This is a genomic window from Pseudomonas syringae CC1557 (genome assembly GCF_000452705.1).
Taxonomy (GTDB): Bacteria; Pseudomonadota; Gammaproteobacteria; order Pseudomonadales; family Pseudomonadaceae; genus Aquipseudomonas; species Aquipseudomonas syringae_F.
In genome coordinates this window covers 5,741,388-5,758,024 of the sequence record NZ_CP007014.1, presented here as the reverse complement: position 1 = coordinate 5,758,024, position 16,637 = coordinate 5,741,388, and the positions used below count along the sequence as shown (strand labels likewise).

General features: G+C 56.0%; 18 protein-coding genes. All 18 read left to right on the top strand.

Annotated features, from left to right (window positions below):
• The first annotated feature begins 584 nt into the window (after positions 1-584).
• On the top strand, positions 585-719 hold the full coding sequence (rpmH, locus tag N018_RS25355) for a 50S ribosomal protein L34 (RefSeq protein ID WP_002551315.1): 135 nt from the start codon (positions 585-587) through the stop codon (positions 717-719).
• 16 nt (positions 720-735) lie between these two features.
• On the top strand, positions 736-1,137 hold the full coding sequence (gene rnpA, locus N018_RS25350; protein ID WP_024647541.1) for a ribonuclease P protein component: 402 nt from the start codon (positions 736-738) through the stop codon (positions 1,135-1,137).
• Positions 1,130-1,375, top strand: a complete 246-nt coding sequence (gene yidD, locus N018_RS25345) for a membrane protein insertion efficiency factor YidD (protein ID WP_003377879.1) — start codon at positions 1,130-1,132, stop codon at positions 1,373-1,375. Before rnpA ends, yidD begins: the two co-directional genes overlap by 8 nt.
• Before the next feature lie 2 nt (positions 1,376-1,377).
• On the top strand, positions 1,378-3,063 hold the full coding sequence (gene yidC, locus N018_RS25340; RefSeq protein WP_025391069.1) for a membrane protein insertase YidC: 1,686 nt from the start codon (positions 1,378-1,380) through the stop codon (positions 3,061-3,063).
• A gap of 78 nt (positions 3,064-3,141) precedes the next feature.
• The gene (gene mnmE, locus N018_RS25335) at positions 3,142-4,512 is read left to right on the top strand and encodes a tRNA uridine-5-carboxymethylaminomethyl(34) synthesis GTPase MnmE (protein WP_025391068.1); all 1,371 of its coding nucleotides are present in this window, start codon (positions 3,142-3,144) and stop codon (positions 4,510-4,512) included.
• Positions 4,513-5,106: 594 nt separating this feature from the next.
• Entirely contained in the window at positions 5,107-6,999 is a 1,893-nt protein-coding gene (gene mnmG, locus N018_RS25330) for a tRNA uridine-5-carboxymethylaminomethyl(34) synthesis enzyme MnmG (protein WP_025391067.1), read from the top strand.
• A gap of 5 nt (positions 7,000-7,004) precedes the next feature.
• Positions 7,005-7,640, top strand: a complete 636-nt coding sequence (gene rsmG, locus N018_RS25325) for a 16S rRNA (guanine(527)-N(7))-methyltransferase RsmG (RefSeq protein WP_080265832.1) — start codon at positions 7,005-7,007, stop codon at positions 7,638-7,640.
• Between the two features lie 18 nt (positions 7,641-7,658).
• A complete protein-coding gene (locus N018_RS25320) occupies positions 7,659-8,450 on the top strand; it encodes a ParA family protein (RefSeq protein WP_024647536.1) in 792 nt (263 codons plus the stop codon).
• Between the two features lie 9 nt (positions 8,451-8,459).
• Positions 8,460-9,332, top strand: a complete 873-nt coding sequence (locus tag N018_RS25315; protein ID WP_024647535.1) for a ParB/RepB/Spo0J family partition protein — start codon at positions 8,460-8,462, stop codon at positions 9,330-9,332.
• A 146-nt stretch (positions 9,333-9,478) separates the two neighbouring features.
• The gene (locus tag N018_RS25310; protein WP_024647534.1) at positions 9,479-9,886 is read left to right on the top strand and encodes a F0F1 ATP synthase subunit I; all 408 of its coding nucleotides are present in this window, start codon (positions 9,479-9,481) and stop codon (positions 9,884-9,886) included.
• Between the two features lie 16 nt (positions 9,887-9,902).
• Complete coding sequence (gene atpB / locus N018_RS25305) at positions 9,903-10,772, top strand: F0F1 ATP synthase subunit A (RefSeq protein WP_024647533.1); 870 nt, start codon at positions 9,903-9,905, stop codon at positions 10,770-10,772.
• A 138-nt stretch (positions 10,773-10,910) separates the two neighbouring features.
• Positions 10,911-11,168, top strand: coding sequence for a F0F1 ATP synthase subunit C (gene atpE, locus N018_RS25300; RefSeq protein WP_002555987.1), 258 nt, complete (start codon positions 10,911-10,913; stop codon positions 11,166-11,168).
• A gap of 57 nt (positions 11,169-11,225) precedes the next feature.
• Positions 11,226-11,696: a F0F1 ATP synthase subunit B gene (locus tag N018_RS25295; protein ID WP_024647532.1), complete on the top strand. Its 471-nt coding sequence runs from the start codon at positions 11,226-11,228 to the stop codon at positions 11,694-11,696.
• Positions 11,697-11,708: 12 nt separating this feature from the next.
• Positions 11,709-12,245: a F0F1 ATP synthase subunit delta gene (locus N018_RS25290; RefSeq protein WP_007252348.1), complete on the top strand. Its 537-nt coding sequence runs from the start codon at positions 11,709-11,711 to the stop codon at positions 12,243-12,245.
• A 21-nt stretch (positions 12,246-12,266) separates the two neighbouring features.
• Entirely contained in the window at positions 12,267-13,811 is a 1,545-nt protein-coding gene (atpA, locus tag N018_RS25285) for a F0F1 ATP synthase subunit alpha (RefSeq protein WP_002555984.1), read from the top strand.
• 50 nt (positions 13,812-13,861) lie between these two features.
• The gene (gene atpG, locus N018_RS25280; RefSeq protein ID WP_003377897.1) at positions 13,862-14,722 is read left to right on the top strand and encodes a F0F1 ATP synthase subunit gamma; all 861 of its coding nucleotides are present in this window, start codon (positions 13,862-13,864) and stop codon (positions 14,720-14,722) included.
• A gap of 27 nt (positions 14,723-14,749) precedes the next feature.
• Positions 14,750-16,129 carry a F0F1 ATP synthase subunit beta gene (gene atpD, locus N018_RS25275; RefSeq protein WP_024647531.1) on the top strand — a complete coding sequence of 460 codons (1,380 nt, stop codon included), beginning with the start codon at positions 14,750-14,752 and terminating at the stop codon, positions 16,127-16,129.
• 44 nt (positions 16,130-16,173) lie between these two features.
• On the top strand, positions 16,174-16,599 hold the full coding sequence (locus tag N018_RS25270) for a F0F1 ATP synthase subunit epsilon (RefSeq protein WP_003413751.1): 426 nt from the start codon (positions 16,174-16,176) through the stop codon (positions 16,597-16,599).
• Positions 16,600-16,637 lie beyond the last annotated feature (38 nt).

Here is a 16,637-nt window from a genome sequence, read left to right as displayed (position 1 = left end):
GGATATCCCCTGAGTTGAAAGCCGGTGAGGCAAAAACAGCCGCCATTGTAACGATCCGACGGCGACTTATCCACATGTAGGTTGCTCACAGACGGCTATAAATCAACGATTTATAGGATGACCACACGACAAACGGTCATCGATTAAGGTCTGTGGATAACATAGGTTCAGCTCGTTGCATAAGTCAGCCCTGAACCCTGTGGACAACTCACCTGTGGATAAAACGCTGTTCCATGCACAGCTTTTCCGACAGTGCGACACAGGCTCAACACCGTTTCTAGACAGCCTTTTGAATCGCTGTACACGCCATTTTTAAAGGCTCTCAGAGAGTTATCCACAGAAATCCCCTGCGTAAGAGTTATAAGCTTTATAAAGAAGCTTTAAATACTCTTTTTCTTTTATTTCTATAACTAAGCTGACGTGAAGCGCGTTCAGGTGACGAAAGAACGCCGAATGCCCCCTGAAAGACGTATATGAAGAAAAGCTGGTTGGAAATTGACCTGCGGGCCCGCTTTCTCTAGAATCCCCGGTCTCTTAAAACGGGGGCCATTCCGGCCCGTAGTGGACGAACCAGGTAACACGCCATGAAACGTACTTTCCAACCCAGCACAATCAAGCGCGCCCGCACCCACGGTTTCCGTGCACGTATGGCCACCAAAAATGGTCGCGCAGTCCTTTCGCGTCGTCGTGCCAAAGGCCGTAAGCGTCTGGCAGTTTGATAAACCGGCCAAGGAGGTGAGTCGAGACTTCAGTCGGGAAAAGCGTTTGCTGACCCCCCGGCATTTCAAGGCAGTCTTTGACTCCCCTACCGGCAAGGTTCCGGGGAAAAATCTCCTGCTCCTTGCGCGCAATAACGACCTTGATCATCCCCGTTTGGGGCTTGTGATAGGTAAAAAGAGCGTCAAACTCTCCGTCGAGCGCAATCGTTTGAAACGCCTGATGCGCGAATCATTTCGCCAACACCAAGACAGTTTGGTCGGTTGGGATATCGTTATCGTCGCGCGCAAAGGTTTGGGTGACGTAGAAAACCCTGAACTGATTCAGCATTTCGGCAAGCTCTGGAAACGTCTGGCGCGCAGCCGACCCATTCCGCAAGCAAACTCCGAACCTGCAGGGGTAGACAGTCCAGATGCGTAAACTGGCACTCGTTCCGATCCAGTTTTATCGCTATGCCATTAGCCCGCTGATGGCCAGTCACTGTCGTTTCTACCCCAGTTGCTCCTGCTACGCGTATGAAGCCATCGATAATCATGGCCTTTTGCGCGGTGGCTGGCTGTCAATTCGTCGCCTGGGTCGCTGTCATCCGTGGAATCCCGGTGGTTATGACCCGGTTCCAGCTGTCCCCACCTCCCGTTCTTCTTCGATGGCCGAGTAATCATGGATATTAAACGCACGATCCTGATCGTCGCCCTGGCAATCGTGACCTACGTCGGGGTTCTGAAATGGAACCAAGACTATGGCCAGGCTGCCATGCCGACCCAGAATGTTGCAGCCAGCAACACCGCACCGGGCATTCCGGACACGGCTGCTGGTAATAATGGTTCTGCAAGTGCCGATGTTCCAAGCGCTACGGCCAACACTGCCGCAGCACCTCTTGAAACTCCGGCCGTAGCCAGCAAAGATCTTATCCACGTCAAGACCGACGTGCTCGATCTGGCGATCGATCCGGTAGGTGGTGACGTCGTTCAGCTTCGTCTGCCGCTGTATCCACGTCGTCAGGACCGCCCGGATGTTCCGTTTCAGCTGTTCGATAACGGCGGCGAACGTACTTTTCTGGCACAAAGCGGCCTGACGGGTACCAATGGTCCTGATGCACGTGCTGCCGGTCGTCCGGTTTATTCCTCCGCACAAAAGACTTATCAACTGGCTGACGGCCAGGATTCGATGGTCGTGGAGCTGAAATTCTCGGAAAACGGCATCAACTACATCAAGCGCTTCACGTTCAAGCGCGGCCTTTACGATCTGGTCATGACCTATGTTGTGGATAACCAGAGCGCTCAGCCTTGGGCCGGTAACCTGTTCGCGCAATTGAAGCGTGACGCCAGTGCCGATCCTTCGTCGACGACCGCAACTGGTACAGCTACCTATCTGGGCGCTGCACTGTGGACCGCGGCCGAGCCGTACAAGAAAGTGTCGATGAAGGACATCGACAAGGGGCAGGTCAAGGAAACCGTGCAGGGCGGCTGGGTTGCATGGCTGCAGCACTATTTCGTGACCGCGTGGATTCCTGATCACAACGCCACCAACCTTGTGCAGACCCGTAAAGACAGCCAGGGCAACTACATCATCGGCTTCACCAGCCCGACCTTGTCGGTTGCGCCCGGCGCGCAGGGTGAAACCACTGCCACGTTGTACGCAGGTCCGAAAAGCCAGGCGGTACTCAAAGAGTTATCCCCAGGTCTGGAGCTGACAGTCGACTACGGTTTCCTGTGGTTCATTGCCCAGCCTATCTTCTGGCTGCTGCAACATATCCACGCGATACTCGGTAACTGGGGCTGGTCGATCATCGTTCTGACGATGTTGATCAAAGGTCTGTTCTTCCCGCTGTCTGCCGCAAGCTACAAGTCCATGGCCCGTATGCGCGCCGTGGCCCCGAAGCTGGCAGTGCTGAAGGAACAACATGGCGATGATCGCCAGAAAATGTCCCAGGCGATGATGGAGCTGTACAAGAAAGAGAAGATCAACCCGCTGGGTGGATGCTTGCCTATTCTTGTGCAGATGCCGGTTTTCCTTTCGTTGTACTGGGTGCTCCTGGAAAGCGTGGAAATGCGTCAGGCTCCGTGGATTCTGTGGATAACTGACCTGTCGATCAAAGACCCGTTCTTTATCCTGCCGATCATCATGGGCGCGACCATGTTTATCCAGCAGCGTCTGAACCCGACTCCGCCGGACCCTATGCAGGCCAAGGTCATGAAATTGATGCCCATCATTTTCACGTTCTTCTTCCTGTGGTTCCCTGCTGGTCTGGTTCTGTACTGGGTTGTGAACAACACCCTGTCGATCGCACAGCAGGCATACATCACTCGCAAGATCGAAGCAGCTACCAAGAAAGCAGCTGCCTGATCTAACCTGTGAACACGTTATACAAGACGCCCCCTCGTGGGGCGTTTTGCTATCCGCTATTTGTCCAGGAGCCGGACCATGAACGTTCCTCGTGAAACCATCGCCGCCATTGCTACTGCTCAAGGACGCGGCGGTGTCGGCATTGTCCGTGTCTCGGGCCCTTTGGCGAGCAAGGCCGCTCAAGCGATTATTGGCCGAATACCCAAACCGCGATTCGCACATTACGGACCTTTCTCCGATGAAGCGGGTGAGGTGCTCGATGAAGGCATTGCACTGTATTTTCCCGGCCCGAATTCATTCACAGGCGAGGATGTACTGGAACTTCAAGGTCACGGCGGCCCGATCGTGCTGGACATGCTACTGCAGCGCTGCCTGCAATTAGGCAGCCGCCTGGCTCGTCCTGGCGAATTCAGTGAGCGCGCGTTTCTTAATGACAAGCTCGATCTGGCCCAGGCCGAGGCAATCGCTGACTTGATCGAGGCCAGTTCTGCACAGGCAGCGCGCAATGCGTTGCGCTCGCTGCAAGGTGCTTTCTCCCAGCGTGTGGATAACTTGACTGAAAAACTGATCAGCCTGCGTATCTACGTAGAAGCCGCCATCGACTTTCCGGAAGAGGAGATCGACTTCCTTGCAGATGGGCATGTTCTCAATATGCTCGATGATGTGCGCCTTGAGTTATCCACAGTGCTGCGCGAAGCCGGGCAGGGCGCCTTGCTACGTGACGGCATGACCGTTGTGATCGCTGGTCGCCCCAACGCCGGTAAATCGAGCCTGCTGAATGCGCTGGCGGGTAGGGAAGCGGCCATCGTTACCGAGATTGCCGGCACCACCCGGGATGTTCTACGCGAACATATCCACATTGATGGCATGCCGCTCCACGTAGTTGACACCGCAGGCCTGCGCAACACTGAAGATCAAGTGGAAATGATCGGCGTACAACGTGCGCTCAAGGCGATAGGAGAAGCGGACAGAATTCTGCTGGTGGTGGATGCAACTGCACCTGAAGCGGCGGATCCCTTTGCACTGTGGCCAGAGTTTTTGGAGCAGCGCCCTGACCCTGCCAAGGTCACGTTGATCCGCAACAAGTCTGATCTGAGCGGCGATAACGTAGGCTTGTTCACAAGCGACGATGGCCACGTCACCATTAGCCTGAGCGCCAGGTCGGGTGGTGAGGGTCTGGAATTGCTCCGTGAACACCTCAAAGCCTGCATGGGTTACGAGCAGACCTCTGAAAGCAGCTTCAGCGCTCGTCGGCGCCACCTCGAAGCGTTGCGCCATGCCAGTGACTCTCTGGAGCACGGCAGGGCCCAGTTGACCCTGGCAGGCGCCGGAGAGCTATTGGCCGAAGATCTGCGCCAGGCCCAGCAGGCGCTTGGCGAGATTACTGGCGCATTCAGTTCAGATGACCTGCTGGGCAGAATCTTCTCCAGCTTCTGTATTGGCAAGTAAGCAGCTGGCTTTTATCAACAACCGTCAGGTGTGACCGCCTCGGGTCATGCTGCCGTGTGTGCTCAAGAGCTCTCATCGGAGTCTGTTTGGCACACACACTTACAATCGACTCCCCTACATTTCTTCTAAACCGAACTTTTTTGCGCACAAACGATGCCGCGGAGTCGGTTCGCTCGGCCTTTTTTTAGCCTTTTGCGTATTTTCTGTAGATTAAGCCCTGTGAATAACTGCCCTTCAGCTCGGTGGGTAAGCAGGGGGCAAACCTGAAGATAAACTGCCCTGTGGACAAGTGGTACATTTATCAACAGGCTCAGGGCGGTTATCCAATCCCCTTATCCCTACATGAACACAGACTTTTGAATCTCTGTACACAACGTAAATAAAGGTCTGTAGCGTTCTATCCACAGAAATGGTGCTTAGTAAGAATAAACATAAAAACAAAGCTTTATAAACTTTCTTTCCTTTTTATTTTCTTTATTCGCGAGTTTTCCACAGCTGGTTAAATTTTGTCCAACGGGTTTCATTCAGGTGGGGTAAGTCCCTATACTTGTCAGCTATCCCAATTTCTCATCGACAACAGGCACGAGGTGCGTGGTGGATTTCCCTTCCCGTTTTGAGGTGATCGTCATCGGTGGCGGTCATGCCGGTACCGAGGCCGCACTCGCGTCGGCACGCATGGGTGTCAAAACCCTGCTGTTGACGCACAACGTGGAAACGCTCGGTCAGATGAGCTGCAACCCTGCCATCGGTGGCATCGGTAAAAGCCACCTGGTCAAGGAAATCGACGCGCTTGGCGGTGCTATGGCAATGGCTACCGACAAGGGTGGCATCCAGTTTCGCGTGCTCAACAGCCGCAAAGGCCCGGCAGTACGAGCTACTCGTGCCCAGGCAGACCGTGTGTTGTACAAGGCTGCTATTCGCGAAACCCTCGAGAACCAGCCCAACCTGTGGATATTTCAGCAGGCCTGTGATGACCTGATCGTCGAACAGGATCAGGTTCGTGGTGTTGTGACCCAGATGGGCATGCGTATCTTTGCCGACTCAGTGGTTTTGACGACTGGTACGTTCCTTGGTGGACTTATCCACATCGGTATGCAGAATTATTCAGGCGGTCGGGCAGGCGATCCGCCTTCGATCGCACTTGCTCATCGCTTGCGTGAATTGCCTCTGCGTGTAGGTCGATTGAAAACCGGAACCCCGCCGCGCATTGACGGGCGTTCTGTGGATTTCACGGTTATGGCCGAGCAACCGGGTGATACGCCGATCCCGGTGATGTCGTTTCTGGGTTCCAAGGAGCAACATCCAAAGCAGGTCAGTTGCTGGATCACTCACACCAACGCACGCACTCACGAAATTATCGCGTCCAATCTGGATCGTTCACCGATGTATTCCGGTGTGATCGAAGGCATTGGCCCGCGCTATTGCCCGTCGATCGAAGACAAGATTCATCGCTTTGCCGACAAGGAAAGCCATCAGGTCTTCATCGAACCGGAAGGCCTGACCACCCACGAGCTGTACCCGAACGGTATCTCCACGTCGTTGCCGTTCGACGTTCAGTTGCAGATCGTGCAATCGATTCGCGGGATGGAAAACGCACACATTGTTCGCCCCGGATACGCCATCGAATATGACTATTTCGACCCGCGTGATCTGAAATACAGTCTGGAAACCAAGGTTATTGGCGGTTTGTTCTTTGCAGGACAGATCAACGGCACCACCGGCTACGAAGAAGCGGGTGCTCAAGGCCTGCTCGCCGGGACCAACGCCGCATTGCGTGCGCAGGGCCGGGACAGCTGGTGCCCGCGTCGCGATGAAGCGTACATCGGCGTGCTGGTCGACGATCTGATTACCCTCGGAACGCAAGAGCCTTACCGGATGTTCACATCCCGTGCCGAATACCGTCTGATCCTGCGCGAAGACAACGCAGATCTGCGCCTGACCGAAAAAGGTCGCGAGCTGGGTCTGGTCGACGATGCGCGCTGGGCGGCGTTCTGCACCAAACGCGAAAGCATCGAACTCGAAGAACAACGGCTGAAAAGTACCTGGGTTCGCCCTGGAACCGAGCAGGGCGACGCGATTGCCTCGCACTTCGGTACGCCGCTGACTCACGAATACAACCTGCTCAACCTGCTGACACGTCCGGAAATCGACTATGCCAGCCTGATCGCCATCACTGGCCAGGGCTGCACCGATCCGTTAGTGGCCGAGCAGGTCGAGATCAAGACAAAATATGCCGGGTACATTGATCGGCAGCAGGATGAAATCGCCCGGCTGCGTGCCAGCGAAGACACCCGCTTGCCTGAAGACATCGACTACGCCGGAATTTCCGGTCTGTCGAAAGAAATCCAGAGCAAGCTGGGGATAACTCGTCCGGAAACACTTGGACAGGCTTCACGTGTCCCCGGTGTCACGCCTGCAGCGATATCGCTGTTGATGATTCATTTGAAAAAACGCGGCGCGGGCCGTCAGTTGGAGCAAAGCGCTTGAGTTCTATGGTTACCCCGCAACACGCCCAAGAGTTATCCACCGGTGCTCGGGAGTTGGGGATAGAACTATCCCAGGCGCAACATGACCAATTGCTGGCGTATCTGGCCCTGCTGATCAAATGGAACAAGGCCTACAACCTGACCGCAGTGCGCGATCCTGACGAAATGGTATCCAGACATCTGCTTGACAGCCTCAGCGTGGTGCCCTTCATCGAGGGTACGCGCTGGATGGATGTCGGCAGCGGCGGTGGGATGCCTGGCATACCCATGGCCATCCTGTTTCCGGAGCGAAAAGTTTCGTTGCTGGACAGCAATGGCAAGAAGACCCGGTTTCAGACACAGGTCAAACTGGAGCTGAAACTGGATAATCTTGAAGTTATCCACAGCCGTGCAGAAAATTATCAGCCTGATGCGCCGTTCGACGGGATCATCTCCCGTGCGTTCAGCAGCCTTGAAGACTTCGCCGGCTGGACTCGCCACATGGGCGACGCCAATACACGGTGGTTGGCGATGAAAGGTCTGCATCCTGCCGATGAACTGGTAGCATTGCCCTCGGATTTTCACCTCGATAGCGAACACGCCTTGACCGTTCCGGGTTGCCAAGGCCAACGCCATCTGCTGATACTGCGCCGCACGGCATGACTGGGAACACAAGCAAGAATGGCTAAGGTATTCGCGATAGCGAACCAGAAAGGTGGGGTCGGCAAGACCACCACATGCATCAACCTCGCTGCGTCACTGGTCGCGACCAAGCGCCGTGTGCTGTTGATCGATCTCGATCCCCAGGGCAATGCGACCATGGGCAGCGGTGTGGATAAACACAACCTGGAAAATTCGGTCTACGACCTGTTGATCGGCGAATGCCATCTGGGCGAGGCCATGCAGTTTTCAGAGCACGGTGGTTATCAACTGCTTCCGGCAAACCGCGATCTGACCGCGGGCGAAGTTGTGCTGCTCGAAATGCAGATGAAAGAGAGCCGTCTGCGCAACGCGCTGGCGCCGATCCGGGAAAACTACGATTACATTCTGATCGACTGCCCACCGTCGCTGTCGATGCTGACGCTGAACGCGCTGGTTGCAGCTGACGGCGTGATTATCCCCATGCAGTGCGAGTACTTCGCGCTGGAAGGTCTCAGCGACCTTGTGGATAACATCAAGCGCATCGCCGAATTGCTCAACCCGCAGCTGAAGATCGAAGGTCTGCTGCGCACCATGTATGATCCGCGCCTGAGTCTGATCAACGACGTTTCCGCGCAGCTCAAGGAACACTTCGGCGAGCAGCTCTATGACACCGTGATCCCGAGGAACATCAGGCTCGCCGAGGCGCCGAGTTTTGGCATGCCGGTGCTGGCCTATGACAAATCCTCTCGTGGCGCTCTGGCGTATCTGGCGCTGGCAAGTGAACTGGTTCGTCGTCAACGTCGCGGCGCGAAAACCGCTCAGCCAACCTAAGGAATTCCCATGGCCGTCAAGAAACGAGGTCTCGGACGTGGGTTGGACGCACTTCTGAGCAGTCCAACCGTCAGTTCGCTGGAAGAGCAGGCCGTCAAGGCCCCTCCAAGTGAGTTGCAGCATCTGCCGCTGGACCTGATCCAGCGCGGCAAGTACCAGCCGCGCCGTGACATGGACCCGCAGGCACTGGAAGAACTTGCGCAGTCGATCAAGTCGCAAGGCGTGATGCAGCCGATCGTGGTTCGTCCTGTCGGCAATAACCGTTTTGAAATCATCGCCGGTGAACGTCGCTGGCGAGCGAGTCAGCAGGCTGGCGTCGAAACGATTCCGGCAATGGTTCGCGATGTACCGGATGAAACCGCGATTGCGATGGCGTTGATCGAGAACATTCAGCGCGAAGACCTGAATCCTATCGAAGAAGCCATGGCGTTGCAGCGCTTGCAGCAGGAATTTCAGCTTACCCAACAGCAGGTTGCGGATGCCGTCGGCAAATCGCGGGTCAGTGTGGCTAATTTGTTACGTCTGATTGCGTTGCCTGAAGTCATCAAGACCATGCTGTCGCACGGCGATCTCGAAATGGGACATGCCAGGGCGTTGCTTGGTCTGGGGGAAGACAGGCAGGTTGAAGGGGCGCGACACGTTGTCGCACGCGGGCTCACAGTACGCCAGACCGAAGCACTGGTCAGGCAGTGGCTGAGCGGCAAACCGGAGGCAACAGAACCGGCCAAGGCTGATCCGGATATCACTCGGCTCGAACAGCGTCTGGCCGAGCGTCTGGGCTCTGCGGTGCAAATCCGCCATGGGCAGAAGGGAAAGGGTCAATTGGTGATCCGTTACAACTCGCTGGATGAGCTTCAAGGTGTGCTTGCCCACATCCGCTGAAACAATTGCTCTGTAGCGTATAGTCGGAAATCACTACCCGACTGTTGAATAGGGGCTGAACCGCCCCTATACTCTGCGCGCATTTTGTCGGCACAAATTATGCCAAGTTATTGATTATGGCGACCGACATCAGAGGAGCAGTTGCGATGGAATCCCGCATGCCAGACCGCTTGCCGTTCTATCGCCTGGCGGTTTTTCCGTTATTGCTGGCTCAATTGATCGTCCTGCTCGTCGCCGCTTTGGTGCTGTGGCAGTGGCAGGGAGTCGTGGCGGGATACTCGGGACTCTGCGGAGGTCTGATAGCCTGGCTACCCAATTTATACTTTGCTCACAAGGCATTCCGGTTTTCCGGGGCCAGAGCAGCGCAAGCCATCGTCCGGTCGTTCTATGCCGGCGAGGCGGGCAAACTGATTTTCACGGCAGTGCTTTTTGCATTGACGTTCGCAGGTGTGAAGCCATTGGCGCCGCTGGCTGTATTCGGCGTGTTCATGTTGATCCAGGTGGTCAACTGGTTCGCTCCCCTGCTTACGAGAACAAGACTTTCGAGACCTTAGGGCGTTTGAGGCAACCATGGCAGAGCAAACAGCTTCGGGCTATATCCAGCACCACTTGCAGAACCTTACATTCGGGCACCTGCCCAATGGCGATTGGGGCTTTGCCCACACCGCAGCGGAAGCCAAGGAAATGGGCTTCTGGGCTTTCCACGTCGATACGCTCGGCTGGTCGGTTGCGTTGGGTCTGATTTTCGTTCTGATCTTCCGCATGGCGGCCAAGAAGGCAACTTCCGGTCAGCCAGGCGCCTTGCAGAACTTCGTTGAAGTTCTGGTCGAGTTCGTCGACGGCAGCGTGAAGGACAGTTTCCACGGTCGCAGCGCGGTTATCGCGCCGCTGGCTCTGACCATTTTCGTCTGGGTCTTCCTGATGAACGCGGTCGATCTGGTACCGGTTGACTGGATTCCACAGCTGGCGATGCTGATTTCCGGCGACGTACACATCCCATTCCGTGCCGTTCCGACCACTGACCCGAACGCTACGCTGGGCATGGCGCTGTCGGTCTTCGCACTGATCATTTTCTACAGCATCAAGGTCAAGGGCATCGGCGGCTTCATCGGCGAACTGACCCTTCACCCTTTCGCCAGCAAGAATATCCTCGTTCAGGCGCTGTTGATTCCGGTCAACTTCCTGCTGGAATTCGTGACGTTGATCGCCAAGCCGATTTCTCTGGCGCTGCGTCTGTTCGGCAACATGTATGCTGGCGAGCTGGTCTTCATTCTGATCGCCGTGATGTTCGGCAGCGGTCTGTTGTGGCTCAGCGGTCTGGGTATAGTTCTGCAGTGGGCCTGGGCTGTGTTCCACATCCTGATCATCACCCTGCAAGCGTTCATCTTCATGATGCTGACCATCGTCTACCTGTCGATGGCTCACGAAGATAACCATTGAGATTCGTCTCAGGACGCGTCTGATGACCGTCTCGCCAATGGCGGGGCGGTGCCCGCAAGGGCTGATGTAAAAATGATTTTGTTTTACCGCTTCAATTAATAAAACCTAACCAATACGACGTAAAAGTCGGGAGGAAAGATGGAAACTGTAGTTGGTCTAACCGCTATCGCTGTTGCACTGTTGATCGGCCTGGGCGCACTGGGTACTGCAATCGGTTTCGGCCTGTTGGGCGGCAAGTTCCTGGAAGGCGCAGCGCGTCAACCGGAAATGGTTCCAATGCTGCAAGTCAAAATGTTCATCGTTGCGGGCCTGCTCGACGCCGTGACCATGATCGGTGTCGGTATCGCTCTGTTCTTCACCTTCGCGAACCCCTTCGTTGGTCAACTCGCTGGCTGATCACTCGAATTTTCGAGTTGATTGGTGTGATGGACAACGAACGAGCGAGGTGTTGGCGTGAACATTAATGCAACCCTGATTGGTCAGTCCGTTGCGTTCTTCATCTTTGTGCTGTTCTGCATGAAGTACGTGTGGCCTCCGGTCATCGCGGCTTTGCACGAACGTCAGAAGAAGATCGCGGACGGTCTGGACGCTGCTTCCCGAGCAGCTCGCGACCTGGAGTTGGCCCAAGATAAAGTGGGTCAGCAACTGCGCGAAGCTAAGGCTCAAGCAGCCGAGATCATTGAGCAAGCCAAGAAGCGCGGTACTCAGATTGTCGACGAAGCCCGTGAAACGGCACGCGTTGAAGCTGACCGTGTGAAGGCTCAGGCTCAGGCCGAGATCGAGCAGGAACTGAACAGCGTCAAAGACGCCTTGCGCGCCCAGTTGGGTAGCCTGGCAGTCAATGGTGCAGAGAAGATCCTGGGCGCCACAATCGATCAAAACGCGCACGCGGAGCTGGTTAACAAACTGGCTGCTGAAATTTAAGCGAGGGCGATCATGGCAGAACTGACCACGTTGGCCCGACCTTACGCGAAGGCGGCCTTCGAGCATGCGCAGGCCCACCAGCAACTGGCCAATTGGTCAGCCATGCTCGGCCTGGCTGCTGCGGTGTCGCAAGACGACACCATGCAGCGCATGCTCAAGGCCCCGCGACTGACGAGCGCACAAAAGGCCACCACTTTTATTGAAGTGTGTGGCGACAAGTTCGATGCCAAGGCACAGAATTTCATTCACGTCGTTGCTGAAAACGACCGTCTCCCGCTTCTGCCGGAGATCGCCGAACTGTTCGACCTGTACAAGGCCGAGCAGGAAAAATCGGTCGATGTGGATGTCACCAGTGCTTTCGCATTGAACCAAGAACAGCAAGACAAACTCGCCAAGGTTCTCAGTGCACGGCTCGGCCGGGAAGTGCGCCTGCATGCTGCGGAGGATGCCTCTCTTATAGGGGGTGTCGTAATCCGCGCCGGCGACCTGGTTATCGATGGCTCAGTTCGCGGCAAAATCGCGCAACTAGCCGAAGCATTGAAATCTTGAGTTTGAAGGGGCAGCAGAGCAATGCAGCAACTCAATCCTTCCGAAATAAGTGAAATCATCAAGGGTCGCATCGACAAGCTCGATGTAACCTCCCAAGCCCGTAACGAAGGCACAGTCGTCAGCGTATCTGACGGCATCGTGCGGATTCACGGTCTGGCCGACGTAATGTACGGCGAGATGATCGAGTTTCCGGGCGGCGTCTACGGTATGGCGCTGAACCTTGAGCAAGACTCCGTAGGTGCCGTGGTACTGGGCGCTTACACGACTCTGGCTGAAGGCATGAGCGCCAAGTGCACAGGCCGCATCCTCGAAGTTCCTGTTGGTAAGGAACTGCTGGGTCGCGTTGTCGATGCACTGGGTAATCCAGTTGACGGCAAAGGTCCGCTGAACAACACCGAGACCGATGCGGTCGAGAAAGTTGCTCCAGGCGTGATCTGGCGTAAGTCGGTAGACCAGCCTGTACAGACTGGCTACAAGGCTGTCGATGCCATGATTCCTGTCGGCCGTGGCCAGCGTGAGCTGATCATCGGTGACCGTCAGATCGGTAAAACCGCTCTGGCCATCGACGCAATCATCAACCAGAAGAACAGCGGCATCTTCTGCGTCTACGTCGCAATCGGTCAGAAGCAATCGACCATTGCCAACGTTGTTCGCAAGCTCGAAGAAAACGGCGCACTGGCTAACACCATCGTCGTGGCTGCAAGTGCTTCCGAATCCGCTGCGCTGCAGTTCCTTGCACCGTACTCGGGTTGCACCATGGGTGAATTCTTCCGCGACCGCGGTGAAGACGCGCTGATCGTTTATGACGATCTGTCCAAGCAAGCAGTGGCTTACCGCCAGATTTCCCTGCTGCTGCGCCGTCCGCCAGGCCGTGAAGCTTACCCAGGCGACGTGTTCTATCTCCACTCCCGTCTGCTGGAGCGCGCATCGCGTGTTTCCGAAGAGTATGTAGAGAAGTTCACCAATGGCGCAGTGACCGGCAAAACCGGCTCTCTGACCGCATTGCCGATCATCGAAACCCAGGCTGGCGACGTTTCCGCGTTCGTTCCGACCAACGTGATTTCCATCACCGACGGTCAGATCTTCCTGGAATCGGCCATGTTCAACTCCGGCATCCGTCCGGCTGTGAACGCCGGTGTTTCGGTATCCCGTGTGGGTGGTGCCGCTCAGACCAAGATCATCAAGAAGCTTTCCGGTGGTATCCGTACCGCTCTGGCTCAGTACCGTGAACTGGCCGCATTCGCCCAGTTCGCTTCTGACCTGGACGAGGCGACCCGCAAGCAACTTGAGCATGGTCAGCGCGTTACCGAGCTGATGAAGCAGAAGCAATACGCACCAATGTCGATCGCTGACATGGCGCTGTCGCTGTATGCCGCTGAGCGTGGGTTCCTGACTGACGTCGAAATCGCCAAGATCGGCAGCTTTGAACAAGCGCTGATTGCTTACTTCAACCGCGATCACGCCGATTTGATGGCGAAGATCAACGTGAAGGGTGACTTCAATGACGAAATCGATTCTGGCATGAAAGCCGGCATCGAGAAGTTCAAGGCCACCCAAACCTGGTAAGCCGCAGCGGGGGCCGCAAGGCTCCCGCTTGCTAACCTGATAGGTGTTACATGGCAGGCGCAAAAGAGATTCGCAGCAAGATTGCGAGCATCAAAAGCACGCAAAAGATCACCAGCGCCATGGAAAAAGTGGCGGTCAGCAAAATGCGCAAGGCTCAAATGCGCATGGCTGCTAGCCGTCCTTACGCGGAGCGCATTCGTCAGGTGATTGGTCACCTGGCAAACGCCAACCCGGAGTATCGCCACCCGTTCATGATCGAGCGCCCTTTGAAGCGCGTCGGTTATGTCGTAGTGAGCAGTGACCGTGGTCTGTGTGGTGGCTTGAATACCAACCTGTTCAAGACTCTGGTCAAGGACATGGCGGTGAACCGTGAAAACGGTGTAGAGATCGATCTGTGCGTGGTCGGCAGCAAAGGTGCGGCATTTTTCCGCAACTTCGGCGGTAACGTCGTCGCTGCGATCAGCCACCTGGGCGAAGAGCCGTCGATCAACGACTTGATCGGCAGCGTCAAGGTGATGCTGGATGCCTACCTGGATGGCCGTATTGATCGCCTGTCCGTGGTATCCAACAAGTTCATCAACACCATGACCCAGCAACCCACCGTGGAGCAATTGATTCCGCTGGTGGCAACCCCGGATCAAGGGCTCAAGCACCACTGGGACTATCTCTACGAACCCGACGCCAAAGAGCTGCTGGACGGCCTGATGGTTCGTTACGTGGAATCGCAGGTGTACCAGGCGGTGGTCGAGAACAACGCAGCTGAACAAGCAGCGCGGATGATCGCGATGAAGAACGCCACAGACAACGCCGGTGATTTGATCAGTGATTTGCAGCTGATCTACAACAAGGCGCGTCAGGCAGCGATCACCCAAGAGATCTCGGAAATCGTCGGCGGCGCTGCCGCGGTTTAACGGTTCAAATATTAGAGGAACCAGCTAATGAGTAGCGGACGTATCGTTCAAATCATCGGCGCCGTGATCGACGTGGAATTCCCACGCGATAGCGTACCGAGTATCTACAACGCGCTGGAAGTTCAAAGCGCGGCAGGAACCACACTGGAAGTTCAGCAGCAGCTGGGCGACGGCGTGGTTCGTACCATTGCGATGGGCTCCACCGAGGGCTTGAAGCGTGGTCTGGAAGTTACAGACTCTGGCGCAGCCATCTCCGTACCGGTCGGTAAAGCGACTCTGGGCCGGATCATGGACGTGCTGGGCAACCCGATCGACGAAGCGGGCCCGATTGACACCGAAGAGCGCTGGGGCATTCACCGTCCTGCACCGTCCTTCGCTGAGCAAGCGGGCGGCAACGACCTGCTGGAAACCGGCATCAAGGTTATCGACCTGGTCTGCCCGTTCGCCAAAGGCGGTAAAGTCGGTCTGTTCGGTGGTGCCGGTGTCGGCAAGACCGTAAACATGATGGAACTGATCCGTAACATCGCCATCGAGCACAGCGGTTATTCCGTGTTCGCCGGTGTGGGTGAGCGTACTCGTGAGGGTAACGACTTCTACCACGAGATGAAGGATTCCAACGTTCTGGACAAAGTAGCACTGGTCTACGGTCAGATGAACGAGCCGCCGGGTAACCGTCTGCGCGTAGCGCTGACCGGCCTGACCATGGCCGAGAAGTTCCGTGACGAAGGTAACGACGTTCTGCTGTTCGTCGACAACATCTATCGTTACACCCTGGCCGGTACTGAAGTATCCGCACTGCTGGGCCGTATGCCTTCCGCAGTAGGTTACCAGCCGACCCTGGCTGAAGAGATGGGCACGCTGCAAGAGCGCATCACTTCCACCAAGAATGGTTCGATTACTTCGATCCAGGCCGTATACGTACCAGCGGACGACTTGACTGACCCGTCGCCAGCGACCACGTTTGCCCACTTGGACGCCACCGTCGTACTGTCCCGTGACATCGCCTCCCTGGGTATCTACCCAGCAGTAGATCCACTGGATTCGACTTCGCGCCAGCTGGACCCGAACGTCATTGGCCAGGAACACTACGACACCGCTCGCGGCGTTCAGTACGTGTTGCAGCGCTACAAAGAGCTGAAAGACATCATCGCGATTCTGGGTATGGACGAGCTGTCGGAGACCGACAAACAGTTGGTTAACCGTGCTCGTAAGATCCAGCGCTTCCTGTCCCAGCCTTTCTTCGTGGCAGAAGTCTTCACCGGTGCTTCGGGTAAATACGTTTCCCTGAAAGACACCATTGCTGGCTTCAAAGGCATCCTCAACGGTGACTACGACCACCTGCCAGAACAAGCGTTCTACATGGTCGGCGGCATCGAAGAAGCGATCGAGAAAGCCAAGAAACTGTAATCCCGGCGCCCGGCAACGGGCGCTAATTAGGTTGAGGCAAGCAAATGGCTATGACAGTCCATTGCGACATCGTCAGCGCGGAAGGGGAAATCTTCTCCGGTCTGGTCGAGATGGTGATTGCGCACGGCAACCTGGGTGATATCGGTATCGCTCCAGGCCACGCGCCGCTGATCACTGATCTGAAGCCGGGCCCGATCCGCTTGATCAAGCAGGGTGGGGAAGCGGAGGTGTTTTACATCTCCGGTGGTTTCCTTGAGGTTCAGCCGAACATGGTCAAGGTGCTTGCCGACACTGTGCAACGTGCTGCCGACCTGGACGAAGCTTCTGCTCAGGCCGCTGTTCTGGCTGCCGAGAAGGCTTTGAACGAAAAAGGCGCAGATTTCGATTACGGATCTGCAACTGCTCGTCTGGCCGAGGCTGCAGCTCAGCTGCGCACCGTGCAGCAAATTCGCAAGAAGTTCGGCGGCTAACCCCGCTGGCTCCTGTGCGCGATTGAGAAAAAGGGTAG

Excerpts from the sequence above, each read along its gene's own strand:
- atpE (WP_002555987.1), top strand. The coding sequence starts at position 10,911 with ATGGAAACTGTAGTTGGTCTAACCGCTATCGCTGTTGCACTGTTGATC.
- mnmE (WP_025391068.1), top strand. The coding sequence starts at position 3,142 with ATGAACGTTCCTCGTGAAACCATCGCCGCCATTGCTACTGCTCAAGGA.
- N018_RS25270 (WP_003413751.1), top strand. The coding sequence starts at position 16,174 with ATGGCTATGACAGTCCATTGCGACATCGTCAGCGCGGAAGGGGAAATC.
- N018_RS25290 (WP_007252348.1), top strand. The coding sequence starts at position 11,709 with ATGGCAGAACTGACCACGTTGGCCCGACCTTACGCGAAGGCGGCCTTC.
- N018_RS25320 (WP_024647536.1), top strand. The coding sequence starts at position 7,659 with ATGGCTAAGGTATTCGCGATAGCGAACCAGAAAGGTGGGGTCGGCAAG.
- N018_RS25315 (WP_024647535.1), top strand. The coding sequence starts at position 8,460 with ATGGCCGTCAAGAAACGAGGTCTCGGACGTGGGTTGGACGCACTTCTG.
- rsmG (WP_080265832.1), top strand. The coding sequence starts at position 7,005 with ATGGTTACCCCGCAACACGCCCAAGAGTTATCCACCGGTGCTCGGGAG.
- atpB (WP_024647533.1), top strand. The coding sequence starts at position 9,903 with ATGGCAGAGCAAACAGCTTCGGGCTATATCCAGCACCACTTGCAGAAC.
- yidC (WP_025391069.1), top strand. The coding sequence starts at position 1,378 with ATGGATATTAAACGCACGATCCTGATCGTCGCCCTGGCAATCGTGACC.
- atpA (WP_002555984.1), top strand. The coding sequence starts at position 12,267 with ATGCAGCAACTCAATCCTTCCGAAATAAGTGAAATCATCAAGGGTCGC.
- rpmH (WP_002551315.1), top strand. The coding sequence starts at position 585 with ATGAAACGTACTTTCCAACCCAGCACAATCAAGCGCGCCCGCACCCAC.
- yidD (WP_003377879.1), top strand. The coding sequence starts at position 1,130 with ATGCGTAAACTGGCACTCGTTCCGATCCAGTTTTATCGCTATGCCATT.
- atpD (WP_024647531.1), top strand. The coding sequence starts at position 14,750 with ATGAGTAGCGGACGTATCGTTCAAATCATCGGCGCCGTGATCGACGTG.
- atpG (WP_003377897.1), top strand. The coding sequence starts at position 13,862 with ATGGCAGGCGCAAAAGAGATTCGCAGCAAGATTGCGAGCATCAAAAGC.
- N018_RS25310 (WP_024647534.1), top strand. The coding sequence starts at position 9,479 with ATGGAATCCCGCATGCCAGACCGCTTGCCGTTCTATCGCCTGGCGGTT.